Below are 13,192 nucleotides of genomic sequence, written 5' to 3'. Positions count from 1 at the left end.
CTCGGAGGAGGTCAGCAGGCTCCTGATGGACCCGCTGCTCGACGGGCAGGTGTTCGGCGCCGTGGTTGCCCTCACGGTGGCGATCAACGAGACCAGGGGTGAGGTGCCGGGGCACACGGCTTCGGACAAGTGGCCGGAGCTCCGCCGCATCCCCGTCGGCCCGGATGGTGCGCTCGGCCTCGCCGAGTACCTCGTCGTCGCCCACACCGCCGAGCCGCACTGCGTACTCACCAGGGTGCAACTGCTGTGACCGCCGACCGGGCCGAGCAGTTCGAGAGGACCGCCGGGTGCGACTTCGAGTTCGTGCGGCTGGAGCTGGTACGGGGACGTGTTCGCGGCGGCAGGGGCGGGGACGGCGGCCAGGCCACGATCGTGGCCTGGCTGACCAGGCAGTGCCTGCTCGCCCGGCCGGACCTGGGCCTGTATCCCGGGCGCGGGCTGAAGACGGAGGCCGACGGCCGGGGACGCACCCGGCCCGCCGCCGTCCTCGCTTCCGCCGACGCGTTCGCCGGAGACGGTGAGTGGTCCGACCCGGCCCCGGTGCTCATGATCGTAGAGGTCACCTCCCGCGACGCAGAGGCCAATGCCCTGCTCAGAGGCGAGAAGTGCCACGGGTACGCGGAGGCGGGCATTCCGGTCTACCTGCTCATCGACCGGGAAGAGGGGGCGGTGGTGCTCCACACCTCACCCGAGGGCGGCCGGTACCGGGAGGTCACCACGCGCCCCTTCGGGGCGGTGGTCGAGCTGCCCGAGCCGGTGCGCATCACCCTGGCCACCGCCAAGGTCGCGGATGTGACCCGCTGAGGCCGGGAACGGCCCGGGCCGTTCGGTCGTCTTTTCTGACGGAAGGGATGTCTCATGATGTGGTACATGAGGGCCGGATTCCGGGCGCTCGTTAGACTGCGGAGCTGACCGCAGTAACGGAATGAGCGAGGAGCGCACGTGGGCCTTGTCGTGCAGAAGTACGGAGGCTCCTCCGTAGCCGATGCCGAGGGCATCAAGCGCGTCGCCAAGCGGATCGTCGATGCCAAGAAGAACGGCCACCAGGTGGTCGTCGTGGTTTCGGCGATGGGCGACACGACGGACGAGCTGATCGATCTCGCCGAGCAGGTATCTCCGATGCCTACCGGCCGGGAGTTCGACATGCTGCTGACCGCCGGAGAGCGGATCTCCATGGCCCTGCTGGCCATGGCGATCAAAAACCTGGGCCACGAGGCCCAGTCGTTCACGGGCAGCCAGGCAGGCGTCATCACCGACTCGGTCCACAACAAAGCGCGCATCATCGATGTCACGCCGGGCCGTATCCGCACCGCGCTGAACGAGGGCAACATCGCCATCGTCGCCGGCTTCCAGGGCGTGTCCGCCGACAGCAAGGACATCACCACCCTGGGCCGCGGCGGCTCGGACACCACCGCGGTGGCCCTGGCGGCCGCGCTGGACGCCGAGGTCTGCGAGATCTACACCGACGTGGACGGCGTGTTCACCGCCGACCCGCGCGTGGTGAAGAAGGCCCGGAAGATCGACTGGATCTCCTCCGAGGACATGCTGGAGCTGGCCGCGTCCGGCTCCAAGGTGCTCCTGCACCGGTGCGTGGAATACGCACGCCGATACAACATCCCGATCCACGTCCGCTCGTCCTTCTCCGGACTGCGCGGCACCTGGGTCAGCAACGAGCAGCCGCAAGGGGACGAGCAGGTGGAGCACGCCATCATCTCCGGAGTCGCCCACGACGTCTCCGAAGCCAAGGTCACGGTCGTCGGCGTCCCGGACAAGCCGGGCGAGGCCGCGGCCATCTTCCAGGCGATCGCCGATGCCGAGATCAACATCGACATGATCGTCCAGAACGTCTCGGCCGCCTCCACGGGCCTGACGGACATCTCCTTCACCCTCCCCAAGGCCGAGGGCTCCAAGGCCATCGACGCCCTGGAGAAGGCGAAGACCGCCATCGGCTTCGAGTCCCTGCGCTACGACGACCAGATCGGCAAGATCTCCCTGGTCGGCGCGGGCATGAAGACCAACCCGGGCGTCACCGCCGCCTTCTTCAAGGCGCTGTCCGACGCGGGCGTGAACATCGAGCTGATCTCCACCTCCGAGATCCGCATCTCCGTGGTCACCCGCCAGGACGACGTCAACGAGGCCGTCCGCGCCGTGCACACGGCCTTCGGCCTGGACTCCGACAGCGACGAGGCCGTCGTCTACGGAGGCACCGGACGATGACCGGCGACCGGTCCTCCGCCCCGGCGCTCGCCGTGGTCGGGGCGACCGGCGCGGTCGGCTCGGTCCTGCTCCGGATCGTCTCCCAGCGGGCGGACGTCTGGGGCGGGATCCGCCTGGTCGCCTCCCCGCGCTCGGCCGGCCGCCGGTCGGCCGTGCGCGGCGAGGAGACCGAAGTGCTCGCCCTCACCGAGGACGCCTTCGACGGCCTCGGCAAGGGCGACGTCGCCGTGTTCCTCACCCCGGAGCACGTCTCGGCCCGCTGGGCCCCCGTGGTCACCGCGCGCGGCGCCACCGTCGTGGACGCCTCCCCGGCCTTCCGGGCGGACCCCGGCGTGCCCCTCGTGGTCCCCGAGATCAACCCGCAGGCGGCACTGCTGCGCCCGCGCGGGATCGTCGCGGGCCCCGACCCCGTCACCCTCTCCATGATCGTCGCCGTGGGCGCGCTGCACGCCGCCTACGGACTGACCGAGCTCCAGCTCGCCACGTACCAGGCCGCCAGCGGCGCGGGCCGGGCCGGGACCGAGGCGCTGCGCCGCCAGCTGTCCCTGGTCACCGGCGCCGAGCTCGGCGAGCAGCCCGGGGACGTACGGCGGGCCGTGGGCGCCGACCCCGGGCCCTTCCCCGCGCCCCTCGCGCTCAACGTGGTCCCCTGGTCGGGGCAGCCCGCCGCGGACGGCTGGTCCTCGGAGGAGCTGCGGATCCGTGCGGAGACCCGCAAGGTACTCGGCCTCGACGCGCTGCCGGTGGCCGTCACCTGCGTCCGGGTGCCCGTGATCACCGGCCACTCGATGACCGTGCGGGCCCGGTTCCGCGACGAGGTCACCCGGGCCGGGGCGCACGAGGTGCTGGCCGCCGCCCCCGGGGTGGTCCTGGTGGACGACCCCGCCGCGGGGGAGTTCCCGACCCCCGCCGACGCCGCCGGAACCGATCCCGCCTGGGTGGGACGGGTGCGGGCGTCCCTGGACGATCCGCGGGCCCTGGAGTTCTTCGTCTGCGCCGACAACCTGCGCCAGGGAGCGGCCCTGAACACCGCTCGGATCGCGGAACTGACCGCCGCCGGATACGCGTCCGCGTGAGTGGAACGTGACGGAGCGAGAGGGACGGCCTGGGGGGCCCGCACCGTACATCACTTTGTAGGATCTTGTCTGATCCTCAGATCAAGGTGATGGCCCGACTGCCGCCTGGATGAACGGGGCGATCGGGAGAGCGGGTGCGCATGAGGACAGGGGAGGCGGCACTCATCGGGATGCCCCGTGCGTACAACCCTGGCGGGGGGTTGCGTGTCCAACCTGCGTGGCACAGGTTCTCGACATCGCAGTCCTGCCCGTGGGCGGGCCGCTCGCACCGCCCCGCAGGCGTCCGCGCCCCTCAGGCAGCGGCACCCAGGCCCCGTGGCCTGGCGGAGGCATGCCCGTGATCTCTCCGCTGGGCTCCACACGCGGGTCCACGCGTGCCGGACGTGTGCCCTCCCCGCGGGAGAGCGCCGAGGACACGGCCGCCGTGGGCACCACCGTCGACCACCTCACCGAGACCTACCGGCAGCACTACCGCTCGCTGCTGGGCCTCGCCGCGCTGCTCCTCGACGACACCGCCTCCTGCGAGGACGTGGTCCAGGAGGCCTTCATCCGGGTCCACTCGGCGCGCAACCGGGTCCGCGACCCCGAGAAGACCCTGGCCTACCTGCGCCAGACCGTGGTCAACCTCTCCCGCTCCGCCCTGCGCCGGCGCATCCTCAGCCTGAAGCTGCTGTCGAAGCCGATGCCGGACATGGCGAGCGCCGAGGAGGGGGCGTACGACCAGCTGGAGCGGGACGACCTGATCAAGGCGATGAAGGGCATCCAGCGGCGGCAGCGCGAGGTCCTGGTGCTGCGCTACTTCGCCGACATGACGGAGGCGCAGGTGGCGGAGACGCTGGGGATTTCCCTGGGCTCCGTGAAGGCCTACGGTTCCCGCGGGATCGCGGCACTGCGGGTGGCCATGGAGGCGGGGCAATGAGCGACGAACGCAACCCGAAGGAAAACGGCGGCGTGAACAGCACTTCCGGTCCCGGTGGCGAGGCCTCCGGCCCGTCCGGTCTCTCAGGTCTCTCAGGTCTCCCGGGTCTCGCCGGTTCCTCCGGCACCGACGGCGAGCTCGCGATCCGGAGCCTGCTCCAGGGCGCGGTCGCCGGCCTCGAACCCTCCGACGGCGCCCTGGAGCGCCTGCGGTACGCCGTGCCCGCCCGCCGCGCCCGCAAGCGGCAGGCCACCCTCGTCGGCGTGGCCGCCGCGGCCCTGCTCGTCGGGATCTCCATCCCCACCTTCGTCGACGCGGCCTCCGGGGGCGGCGGCACCGACGACCACACCGCCATCGCCGGGCACGGGCAGCAGACCCGCGCCGGCGAGGCCGGGCTCACCGACCCCGACCTGACCTGGCCCGGGCTGCCCGACGGCCCCGCGGTCCCCCTGAAGCCCGGCAAGCCCGGCAGCGGCACCGGCGGCCCCGGCCGGCCCAAGGGGGACCGGACCGAGGACCCCGGCAAGACCACCGGCAGCGGCGGCACGGGCGACGGCGAGGGCTCCGGCAAGACCGCCACCGCCGCCCCGGCCCCCGCCTGCCAGGCCGACCAGCTCGGCGTCGCCCTGGAGGACACCCGCAGCCCGGACGCCGACGGCAAGGTCTACGGCACCTTCCGCATCACCAACGTCTCCCAGGGCAGCTGCCGCGTCTCCGGCCGCGGCACGGTGAAGGCCGCCGCGGCCGGCACCGACACCGGCGGGAAGATCACCGTGGCCGACCACACCGCGGGGGACCCGGCCACCGGGCTGCCCAGCCCGGCCGCCGACGAGAGCGCGCTGGTCCTGCCCCCGAACGCCGCCTACGAGATCAAGTTCGCCTGGGTCCCCTCGGAGGCCTGCCCGACCGCCCCCGGCCCGACCCCCACCCCGGACCCGACCGCCGGCAGCGGCACCGCCTCCGGCGGCGAGACCGGCGGCGCCGAGCCCGGAGCCACCGGCAGCGGGGGCACCGGCACCGGCGAGGGCGGGGACACCGAGGGCGGCGAAGCCGACGACCCGCTGGGCGAGGGCGAGCAGCCCACCACCGACGACGGGACCGGGGTCGAGGTCACGCACACCGCGGAGCCCGGCGCACCCACCGCCCGCACCGTGATCCCGAACGCCTGCTCCGGCACCCTCTACCGGACCGGAGTGCTCCCGGCGGAGCCCGCCGCCTAGCCGCGGCGGCCGGGCCCGTACGGTGGAGGGGTGCACCGGTTTCTGCTGACCCCGCGGTGGTGGGGGATCAACATCTTCGTCGTGCTGTCCGTCCCCTTCTGCCTCTTCATGGGGACGTGGCAGCTCGGCCGCTTCGAGGACCGCGTCGACAGCCACCGCGAGGCGACCGCCGAACGGCCCGCCGCGCAGCCCGCGGCCGAGCCGCTGGACGCGCTGCTCCCGGTGGACAAGGAGACCTCCGGCAAGCCCGCCAAGGTCTCCGGCCGGTACGCCGACCAGCTCCTGGTGCCCGAGCGCACCCTCGACGGCCGGACCGGCTTCTACGTGCTCACCCTGCTGCGCACCGACGGCGGCAAGGCCGTGCCCGTGGTGCGCGGCTGGCTGCCCGGCACCGCCGACCCGAAGAAGGCCCCGGCCCCGCCGGCCGGCCGGGTCGAGGTCACCGGCTCCCTCCAGGCCTCGGAAAGCTCCTCCTCCAAGGGCGTGCACGCAGAAGGCGGCCTGCCGGCCGGGCAGCTCGGTGTGATCGGCGCCGCCTCGCTGGTGAACCTGGTGCCCTACCCGCTGTACGACGCGTGGCTGACCCTGCCGCAGGCGCCCGCCGGGGTGCCCGGCATGGAGCCGGTGCCGGTGGCGGCGCCCGTGAACACCGGGCTCGACCTGAAGGCCTTCCAGAACCTCGGCTACACCGGCGAGTGGTTCGTCTTCGCCGCCTTCGTGCTCTTCATGTGGTTCCGCCTCTACCGCCGCGAGACCGAGGCGGTCCGGGACGCGGAACTGGGCCTCGTCCCGGACCCCGGACAGCCTCGTGAGGCCGAGCCTGCTACGCCGGCGGCAGGTGCTTGAGCGCGAACTCCAGCTCCATCCGGACCTGCTTGATGCGCTCCTCCACCACCAGGGAGCCGTGCCCGGCGTCGTAGCGGTACACCTCGTGCACCGCCCCGCGGGCCGCCAGCCGGTCCACGTAGTTGTCGATCTGCCGGATCGGGCAGCGCGGGTCGTTCACCCCGGCCGCGATGTGCACCGGGGCCCGCACCGCGTCCACGTACGTCAGCGGGGACGAGGCCGTGAACCGGTCCGGCACCTCCTCCGGAGTGCCGCCGAACAGGGTCCGGTCCAGCGCCTTCAGCGCCTCCATCTCGTCGTGGTACGCCGTCACGTAGTCCGCGACCGGGACCGCGGCCAGGCCCACCGCCCAGGCCTCCGGCTGGGTGCCCAGCCCGAGCAGGGTCAGGTAGCCGCCCCAGGAGCCGCCGGACAGCACCAGCCGGGCCGGGTCCGCCAGCCCGGAGGAGACGGCCCACTCCCGGACCGCCGCGATGTCCTCCAGCTCGATCAGGCCCACCCGGTGCTTGAGCGCGTCCGTCCACTCCCGGCCGTAGCCGGTGGAACCGCGGTAGTTCACGCGGACCACCGCGAACCCGTGGTCCAGCCAGGCCGCCGGGGCCGCCGCGAACGCGTCGCTGTCGTGCCAGGCCGGGCCGCCGTGGATCTCGAAGACCGTCGGGAACGGGCCCTCGCCGGCCGCCGGGCGCTGGGCCAGGGCGTGGATCCGCCCGCCCGGGCCCTCCACCCACACGTCCTGCACCGGCACCGAGCCCGGCGCCTTCAGGCCGGGGGCGTCCAGCACCACCCCGCCCGCCGTGGACCGCACCGAGGAGGGCTCCGCGGCCGAGGACCACAGGTACTCCACGGTCCCGTCCGGCCGGGCGGTCGCACCCGAGACGGTGCCGCGCGGGGTCTCCACCCGGGTCAGCGCCTGCGTGGCCAGGTCGTAGCGCCACAGTTCGCTGCGCGCCTCGAAGCTGTGCTCGACGAGCAGGGCCGAGCCGTCCGGGTACCACTCGGCGGCCACGTCTCCGGGCAGGTCCACCGCGAGCGGGGTCTCCGTACCGCTCGCCACGTCCCACACCATCGGCTCCCAGCGGCCCCGCCGCTGGTGGCCCACGAGCAGCCGGGTGTCCCCGGCGACCGGTGCGAAGCCCAGCACCTCCAGGCCCAGTTCCTCGGTGCCGCCCTTGGTGTCGTCCAGCTCGGCCACGGTCTCGCCGTCGAGGGTCAGCACCCGCAGCGCGGAGTGCATCGCGTCCCCGTGCTCGGTGTGCTCGATCGCGAGGAGGGTGCCGTCCCGGGACAGGTCCCCGACCCCCGCGGACTCGCGGTGCCGGTAGATCTCCACGGGCGCCGCCCCCGGCCGTACGACGTGCACGGTCGAGCCGTCCTCGTCGGTGGAGCGGCCCACCACCGCGGTGCCGTCCCGGGCGATCGCCAGACCTGCCGGGTAGGAGGGCTCCAGGCCCGGGGTGGCGGGCTCGTCGTCCCCGCCGCCGAAGGGCTGGCGGACCCAGACGCCGAACTCGTCGCCGTCGGTGTCGGAGAACCACCAGATCCACTCCCCGTCCGGGGAGAGGGTGCCGTCGGTGGTGCCGTTCGGCCGGTCCGTGGCCTGCCGGCGCTCGCCGGTGGCCCGGTCCCAGGCGTAGAGCTCGTAGGTGCCGGTCGCATTGGAGACGAAGAGGGAGCGGTCGGGGGCGTCCTCGGCCCACTCCGGCAGCCCGACCCTCGGGGCCCGGAAACGCTTCTCCCAGTCGGGCATCCCCGTGATCGCGGACGTGCTGGTGTCATCGGTCATACGCTCATTGTGTCCGCCGTGCGGGGGCCGTCCGGCCCGCCCGCTGTTTCACGTGAAACACCGGCGCAGACCCGGCGGCAGGGCGCCACCGTGCAGATGATCGTGCGCAGGGCCAGGCTGCACACCGTCGGCGGAGCCGTCTCCGCCCGGCTGCATGACGTGGACCGCTGCGGTCAGTGCTGCAGGCCGAGGATCAGGCGGACGGAGTCCTCCACCCGGCGCAGCTCGCCGGGGGCCGGCAGGCCGAGTCTCCGGCCCAGCCGTGCCTTCGCGACCGTGTGCAGGTCCGCACAGTTCACGTACGACGCGTCGTATTTCGCCAGTCCCGCGTCGGGCCCGATGGGCACGTGGGTCGCCTGGGGGCCGGACGTACCGGTGATCAGGGCGACGGTGACCGAGGCGAGCGGTTCAGCGATCCGGTTGACCGTGAGGACGACCACCGGATGGGGGCCCACCGGCTGGGGCAGCGCGCAGACCCACACCTCGCCGCGCAATGCCGCGCCGGCGCTCACCACTCCATCGCGTCCGCGGCCGCGAGCTCGTCGTCAGTCGGCTCGGCCACACCCTCGGGCAGCGGGGCGCCCGTACGGCCGTAGAAGGCGCGGATCTCCTCGGCTGCACCCACCTCGGACGCCTCTCGCGCGAGCAGCCTGGGCCGCGGCTCCGGCGGGCCGCGCCGGGGCTGAGCCGTACGGGTCACCGGAGTGGCAGGCGCGCCCGGTGGCCCGCACGCTGGCCGGGTGCCCCCGACACCGCCCACACCCCCCGCGTACCGGTACGAGGACCTGCGCCTGCGCGCGGTCTACGTCAACTGCACCCTCAAGCGCTCGCCCGAGGTCAGCAACACCGAGGGCCTGATCGAGCGCAGCCGCGCCGTCATGGAGTCGAACGGCGTCGCCACCGAGCTGATCCGGGCCGTGGACCACGACCTGGCCACCGGCGTGTGGCCGGACATGACCGAGCACGGCTGGGAGACCGACGAGTGGCCGGTCCTCTACTCGCAGATCATGAACGCCGACATCCTCGTCCTGGCCGGCCCGATCTGGCTCGGCGACAACAGCTCGGTCATGAAGCAGGTCGTCGAGCGGCTCTACGCCTGCTCCGGCATCCTCAACGAGCAGGGCCAGTACGCGTACTACGGCAGGGTCGGCGGCTGCCTGATCACCGGCAACGAGGACGGGGTCAAGCACTGCGCGATGAACGTCCTCTACAGCCTCCAGCACCTCGGCTTCGCGGTCCCCCCGCAGGCCGACGCGGGCTGGATCGGCGAGGCCGGGCCGGGCCCGTCGTACCTCGACGAGGGCTCCGGCGGCCCGGACAACGACTTCACCAACCGGAACACGGCCTTCATGAGCTGGAACCTCATGCACCTGGCCGCCCTCCTCAAGCGGGCCGGCGGCATCCCCGCGCACGGCAACCAGCGCTCCCTGTGGGACGCCGGCTGCCGCTTCGACTACCCCAACCCCGAACACCGCTGATGACACACTGGGCCCCGAACCGCCGAAGGAGCCCGCAGTGTCGATGTTCAGCCAGCTACGCCGAGCGGTCCGCCGGAGCGTCCGGCGGGCCGTGGACCTCAGCCACCCCGCCCGCTCCCCCCTGGGATCGGCCGTGGTCAACTGCGTGGTCTACCGCGAAGGGGTCCGGCAGGACGGCTGCGAGAACGCCGAGGACGCGCTGCGCCGGGTCCGCAAGACGGGCGACGGCTTCGTCTGGATCGGTCTCCACGAGCCCGAGGCGGAGGAGTTCACCGGCCTCGCCGAGCTCTTCGGCCTGCACCCGCTGGCCGTGGAGGACGCCGTCCACGCCCACCAGCGGCCCAAGGTGGAGCGGTACGACGACACCCTCTTCGCCGTCTTCAAGACCGTCCGCTACGTCGAGCACGAGGAGCTGACCGCCACCAGCGAGGTCGTGGACACCGGCGAGCTGATGGTCTTCGCCGGCACCGACTTCGTCATCACCATCCGGCACGGCGGCCACGGCTCGCTCGGCCCGATGCGCGAGGCCCTGGAGACCGACCCGGAGCAGCTCGCCAAGGGCCCGGCGGTGGTCCTGCACGCCATAGCGGACCACGTGGTCGACGAGTACCTCGCCGTCACCGACGCCGTGCAGAGCGACCTCGACGCGGTGGAGTCCGCCGTCTTCAGCGAGGAGGGCAGCCGGGGCGACGCGGGACGCATCTACCAGCTCAAGCGGGAGCTGCTCGAACTGCGGCGGGCGGTGGCCCCGCTGGACCGGCCGCTCCAGCAGCTCGCCACCCAGCCGATGCCGGTGATCGGGCCGGACATCCGCGCGTACTTCCGGGACGTGGCCGACCACCTGACCCGCACCACCGAGCAGATCGCGTCCTACGACTCCCTGCTCGACTCGATCCTCCAGGCCCACCTCGCGCAGGTGACCGTCGCCCAGAACGAGGACATGCGCAAGATCACCGCCTGGGCGGCGATCGTGGCCGTCCCGACGATGGTCTGCGGGGTCTACGGGATGAACTTCGAGCACATGCCGGAGCTCAAGTGGACGTACGGGTACCCGGCGGTGCTCGTCCTGATCGCGGTCTCCTGCTTCGTCATCCACCGCGGCTTCCGGCGCAACGGCTGGCTGTGAGCCGCGGCGGGCCCGTGGCCCTCAGGCCAGGCCCGAGATCCTGAAGACCGTACGGGCGGCTTCCCGGTCGATGCGCTCGGACAGCCGCCGCAGGGCGGTCGCCCCGCACAGCAGGGTCCCCCGCTCCAGCGCGGTCCGGGCATCGGCGTCCAGCCGGTGCCACAGCGGCGGATTGCGGACCAGCACCTCCGGATCCAGCTCCACCCGGCCGCCGTACCCGTCGCGCAGCACCAGCCGCCGGGCCACCCCTTCCGAGCAGCGCACGGAGACGAGGGCGTCGGTGCGGACGGTGTGCGCGGTGCACAGGCCGCGGGAGCTCAGCAGTCCCGGCCGGGCGGTGATCCGCGGCGGCAGCAGGATCACGTACAGCAGTCCGGCGAGCCCGGCCCACAGCAGGGCGCGCGGGGGCGGCGGCAGGTGTCCGGCGGGTGGCGGACGGGCGGCGGCCGGCCGACGGGCGGGCGGCGATCCGGCCCGGCGGTCCTTCCGCCCGCATGGCTGTCAGTGGCGGGTGGAAGGATCCGGAGGACGGCTGTTCGCGGTCTGTGGGGGTGGAAGTCGTGGAAGCTGCGTCCCGTGAGCCGGTGCTGCTGGCCGAGGTGCTGGCCGGCGCCTCCGCCGCGCTGCGCCATGCCGACCGTACGGGCACGGCGGTGCCGGACGTCCGGGATCCGGCCCGGACCCCGTGCCGCCGCTGCGGCTCGCCGGCCGCCTGGCACCGCACGGTGCACGGCCGCTGGATCCTGATGGAGGCCGGGGACTTCCCGGTCGGCCACATTCCGGCCGGGAAGCGCTGGCGGATCGCCGGGGACGGCACCGCCGTGGCCCTCGGCCGCGCCGAACCCGCCGACACCTGCCGGGTCTCGCACGTAGACGTGTGCCCCTCCCGGCCGGCCCCGGCGGACTCGCTGACCCTGCTGTCCCTGTGGTGGCGCAACCACCGCCACCCGTAGCCCGGGCGCGCGCGGCCGCTGCCGCCTAGGCGAGCGCGGCCGCCGTGGCCTCGGCGAAGGCCTGCGGGTTGTCCAGCATGATGTTGTGCCCGCAGTCGGGCACCTCCACCACCGACACCCCCGCGGCCCGCAGCTCCTCGGCGCCCCTCAGCGGCCCGTCGGCCTGCGGCAGCAGGAAGGTCCGCGGGATCTCCAGGCCGAGCAGCAGCTCCCGCATCACCGGCTCCGAGCCGCGCACCAGCTGTACGGCGCTGCGGTGCAGGGCGGTGCGGTCCGTCAGCCGCATGGTCGACCACCAGTGGGCCCCTGCCTGGTCCCGGACCTCCGCCCAGCCGCCCGCGAGGAACTCCTCCTCCGTGTAGGCCGCGATGCCGGTGCTGCCGATCGCCCCGGGCACCGGCTCGGCCGCGTCCAGGTTGGCGTCCACCAGCACCAGCTTCGACACCAGGTGCGGGTGGCGGTCGGCCAGCACCAGGGCCACCGACCCGCCCATGCTGTGCGCGATCACCTCGGCTCCGGCCACCCCGGCCGCGGTCAGGGCCGCGGCCAGCGCGTCGGCGTGCGAGGCGAGCGCGTAGTCGAAGCCCTCCGGCCGGTCGCTGATGCCGTGCCCGAGGAGGTCGATCAGCAGCGACCGGCGCCCCGCCAGCAGCGGGTGCACCGCCGTCTCGGCCCAGTACGCCGGCGAGGTGGCGCCCAGCCCGTGCACGTAGACGCGGACGGGTTCGGCCCCCGGCAGCTCGACCCAGCGGATCAGGTCGCCCTCGGGGGTCACGGCGGCGGTGCGCACAGTCGGCTCTCCTGTGGTGGTCGTGATCGGAACTGCCGGTCGTGACCGGAACTGCCGGTCGGGACCGGAACTGCCGGTCGTGATCAACTGGCGTGCGGATCAAGTGTGTTGCGCGAAGCCTCAGGAAGCGATCCCCTGAAGGGCAATGGCATGATCAACATTTGCCCGTACGAGGTATTCCCCCGGCACCGAGTTCCGCTCCCCGTACTGCTCCGCCAGTTCCGCGCCCATGTACCGGCCGCCGATCCGGGCCGCCCACTGCCGCAGCTCCGCCGGGTCCTCCGTGAAGCGGGCCGTGCATTCGAGCATCACGTACGCGTACGGCGCCGCCATGTCGTCCACGCACAGCGCGAACCGCGGCTCCCGCAGCAGGGCGTGGGCCTTGACCGAGGCGTGCCAGGTCGTGAAGACCACCTCGGTGCGGCCGTCGGGGGTCTCGTCCAGCAGGAACCACACGGGGGTGACGTGCGGCCGGCCGTCCTTGCGGGTGGTGGCCAGCTTGGCGGTGCGGGTGCCGGCCAGCACGAAGGCCCGCCACTCCTCCTCGGTCATCGGCTGCATGCGGAAACTCCCTTTCGAACGGGGTGTACGGCGGACAAGGGGCCCGGGCGGCGCGGGGGGGGGGGGGGGGGGGGGGCGGTGGGGGGGGGGGGGGGGGGGGGGGGGGGGGGGGGGTTCCCCCCCCCCCACCCCCGGGCCGTTCCCCTCCCCCGTACAGCAGGGCCGCTGTACGGTGAAAGGCATGTCGAGACACGTCACCATCCGCCTGGACGAGGAGTTC

Annotated in this window: 15 protein-coding genes; 10 read left to right on the top strand and 5 right to left on the bottom strand. The window is 73.4% G+C overall.

What is annotated here, in order from left to right:
• Positions 1–25 precede the first annotated feature (25 nt).
• The 7 genes from ACZ407_RS04780 (at position 26) to ACZ407_RS04750 (ending at position 6,278) form a co-directional block, all read left to right on the top strand.
• Positions 26–250: a hypothetical protein gene (locus ACZ407_RS04780; protein ID WP_468125510.1), complete on the top strand. Its 225-nt coding sequence runs from the start codon at positions 26–28 to the stop codon at positions 248–250.
• Positions 247–804 carry a Uma2 family endonuclease gene (locus ACZ407_RS04775; RefSeq protein ID WP_468125508.1) on the top strand — a complete coding sequence of 186 codons (558 nt, stop codon included), beginning with the start codon at positions 247–249 and terminating at the stop codon, positions 802–804. Before ACZ407_RS04780 ends, ACZ407_RS04775 begins: the two co-directional genes overlap by 4 nt.
• Before the next feature lie 138 nt (positions 805–942).
• Complete coding sequence (locus ACZ407_RS04770) at positions 943–2,217, top strand: aspartate kinase (RefSeq protein ID WP_468125507.1); 1,275 nt, start codon at positions 943–945, stop codon at positions 2,215–2,217.
• Positions 2,214–3,293 (top strand): aspartate-semialdehyde dehydrogenase, encoded by a 1,080-nt coding sequence (locus ACZ407_RS04765; RefSeq protein WP_468125505.1) that lies wholly within the window; start codon positions 2,214–2,216, stop codon positions 3,291–3,293. The genes ACZ407_RS04770 and ACZ407_RS04765 overlap by 4 nt, the downstream gene beginning before the upstream one ends.
• Before the next feature lie 217 nt (positions 3,294–3,510).
• Entirely contained in the window at positions 3,511–4,212 is a 702-nt protein-coding gene (locus ACZ407_RS04760) for a SigE family RNA polymerase sigma factor (protein WP_468125504.1), read from the top strand.
• Complete coding sequence (locus ACZ407_RS04755) at positions 4,209–5,432, top strand: hypothetical protein (protein ID WP_468125502.1); 1,224 nt, start codon at positions 4,209–4,211, stop codon at positions 5,430–5,432. Before ACZ407_RS04760 ends, ACZ407_RS04755 begins: the two co-directional genes overlap by 4 nt.
• A 30-nt stretch (positions 5,433–5,462) precedes the next feature.
• Positions 5,463–6,278 (top strand): SURF1 family protein, encoded by an 816-nt coding sequence (locus ACZ407_RS04750; RefSeq protein ID WP_468125500.1) that lies wholly within the window; start codon positions 5,463–5,465, stop codon positions 6,276–6,278.
• Here the strand turns inward: ACZ407_RS04750 and ACZ407_RS04745 are convergent.
• Together ACZ407_RS04745 and ACZ407_RS04740 are read right to left on the bottom strand one after the other, a co-directional pair.
• Positions 6,256–8,064 carry a S9 family peptidase gene (locus ACZ407_RS04745; protein ID WP_468125498.1) on the bottom strand — a complete coding sequence of 603 codons (1,809 nt, stop codon included), beginning with the start codon at positions 8,062–8,064 and terminating at the stop codon, positions 6,256–6,258. The two genes, ACZ407_RS04750 and ACZ407_RS04745, sit on opposite strands and share 23 nt — an antisense overlap.
• Before the next feature lie 173 nt (positions 8,065–8,237).
• Positions 8,238–8,576 (bottom strand): type II toxin-antitoxin system PemK/MazF family toxin, encoded by a 339-nt coding sequence (locus tag ACZ407_RS04740; RefSeq protein ID WP_468125496.1) that lies wholly within the window; start codon positions 8,574–8,576, stop codon positions 8,238–8,240.
• 228 nt (positions 8,577–8,804) lie between these two features.
• Here ACZ407_RS04740 and ACZ407_RS04735 point away from each other — a divergent pair, with 228 nt between their 5' ends.
• Both ACZ407_RS04735 and corA read left to right on the top strand, forming a co-directional pair.
• On the top strand, positions 8,805–9,542 hold the full coding sequence (locus ACZ407_RS04735; RefSeq protein ID WP_468125494.1) for a flavodoxin family protein: 738 nt from the start codon (positions 8,805–8,807) through the stop codon (positions 9,540–9,542).
• A gap of 43 nt (positions 9,543–9,585) precedes the next feature.
• Complete coding sequence (corA, locus tag ACZ407_RS04730) at positions 9,586–10,668, top strand: magnesium/cobalt transporter CorA (protein WP_468126049.1); 1,083 nt, start codon at positions 9,586–9,588, stop codon at positions 10,666–10,668.
• Between the two features lie 21 nt (positions 10,669–10,689).
• Here the strand turns inward: corA and ACZ407_RS04725 are convergent, their stop codons facing one another.
• A complete protein-coding gene (locus ACZ407_RS04725) occupies positions 10,690–11,031 on the bottom strand; it encodes a hypothetical protein (RefSeq protein WP_468125493.1) in 342 nt (113 codons plus the stop codon).
• Between the two features lie 197 nt (positions 11,032–11,228).
• Between ACZ407_RS04725 and ACZ407_RS04720 the strand changes: the two genes are divergently transcribed.
• Complete coding sequence (locus ACZ407_RS04720; protein WP_468125492.1) at positions 11,229–11,621, top strand: DUF6083 domain-containing protein; 393 nt, start codon at positions 11,229–11,231, stop codon at positions 11,619–11,621.
• A gap of 25 nt (positions 11,622–11,646) precedes the next feature.
• On the opposite strand, the gene ACZ407_RS04715 is transcribed toward ACZ407_RS04720, so the two are convergent.
• Both ACZ407_RS04715 and ACZ407_RS04710 read right to left on the bottom strand, forming a co-directional pair.
• A complete protein-coding gene (locus tag ACZ407_RS04715; protein ID WP_468125491.1) occupies positions 11,647–12,411 on the bottom strand; it encodes an alpha/beta fold hydrolase in 765 nt (254 codons plus the stop codon).
• A gap of 120 nt (positions 12,412–12,531) precedes the next feature.
• Complete coding sequence (locus ACZ407_RS04710) at positions 12,532–12,963, bottom strand: PPOX class F420-dependent oxidoreductase (RefSeq protein WP_468126047.1); 432 nt, start codon at positions 12,961–12,963, stop codon at positions 12,532–12,534.
• Positions 12,964–13,192 lie beyond the last annotated feature (229 nt).

Source organism: Streptomyces sp. NPDC030809, from assembly GCF_055572195.1.
Note: the sequence above shows the minus strand (reverse complement) of the source record. Positions and strands in the feature narration are given on the sequence as shown.

Bases quoted from the DNA above. Each gene is read 5' to 3' on its own strand.
- ACZ407_RS04710 (WP_468126047.1), bottom strand. From the start codon at position 12,963: ATGACCGAGGAGGAGTGGCGGGCCTTCGTGCTGGCCGGCACCCGCACC.
- corA (WP_468126049.1), top strand. From the start codon at position 9,586: ATGTTCAGCCAGCTACGCCGAGCGGTCCGCCGGAGCGTCCGGCGGGCC.
- ACZ407_RS04745 (WP_468125498.1), bottom strand. From the start codon at position 8,064: ATGACCGATGACACCAGCACGTCCGCGATCACGGGGATGCCCGACTGG.
- ACZ407_RS04780 (WP_468125510.1), top strand. From the start codon at position 26: ATGGACCCGCTGCTCGACGGGCAGGTGTTCGGCGCCGTGGTTGCCCTC.
- ACZ407_RS04755 (WP_468125502.1), top strand. From the start codon at position 4,209: ATGAGCGACGAACGCAACCCGAAGGAAAACGGCGGCGTGAACAGCACT.
- ACZ407_RS04765 (WP_468125505.1), top strand. From the start codon at position 2,214: ATGACCGGCGACCGGTCCTCCGCCCCGGCGCTCGCCGTGGTCGGGGCG.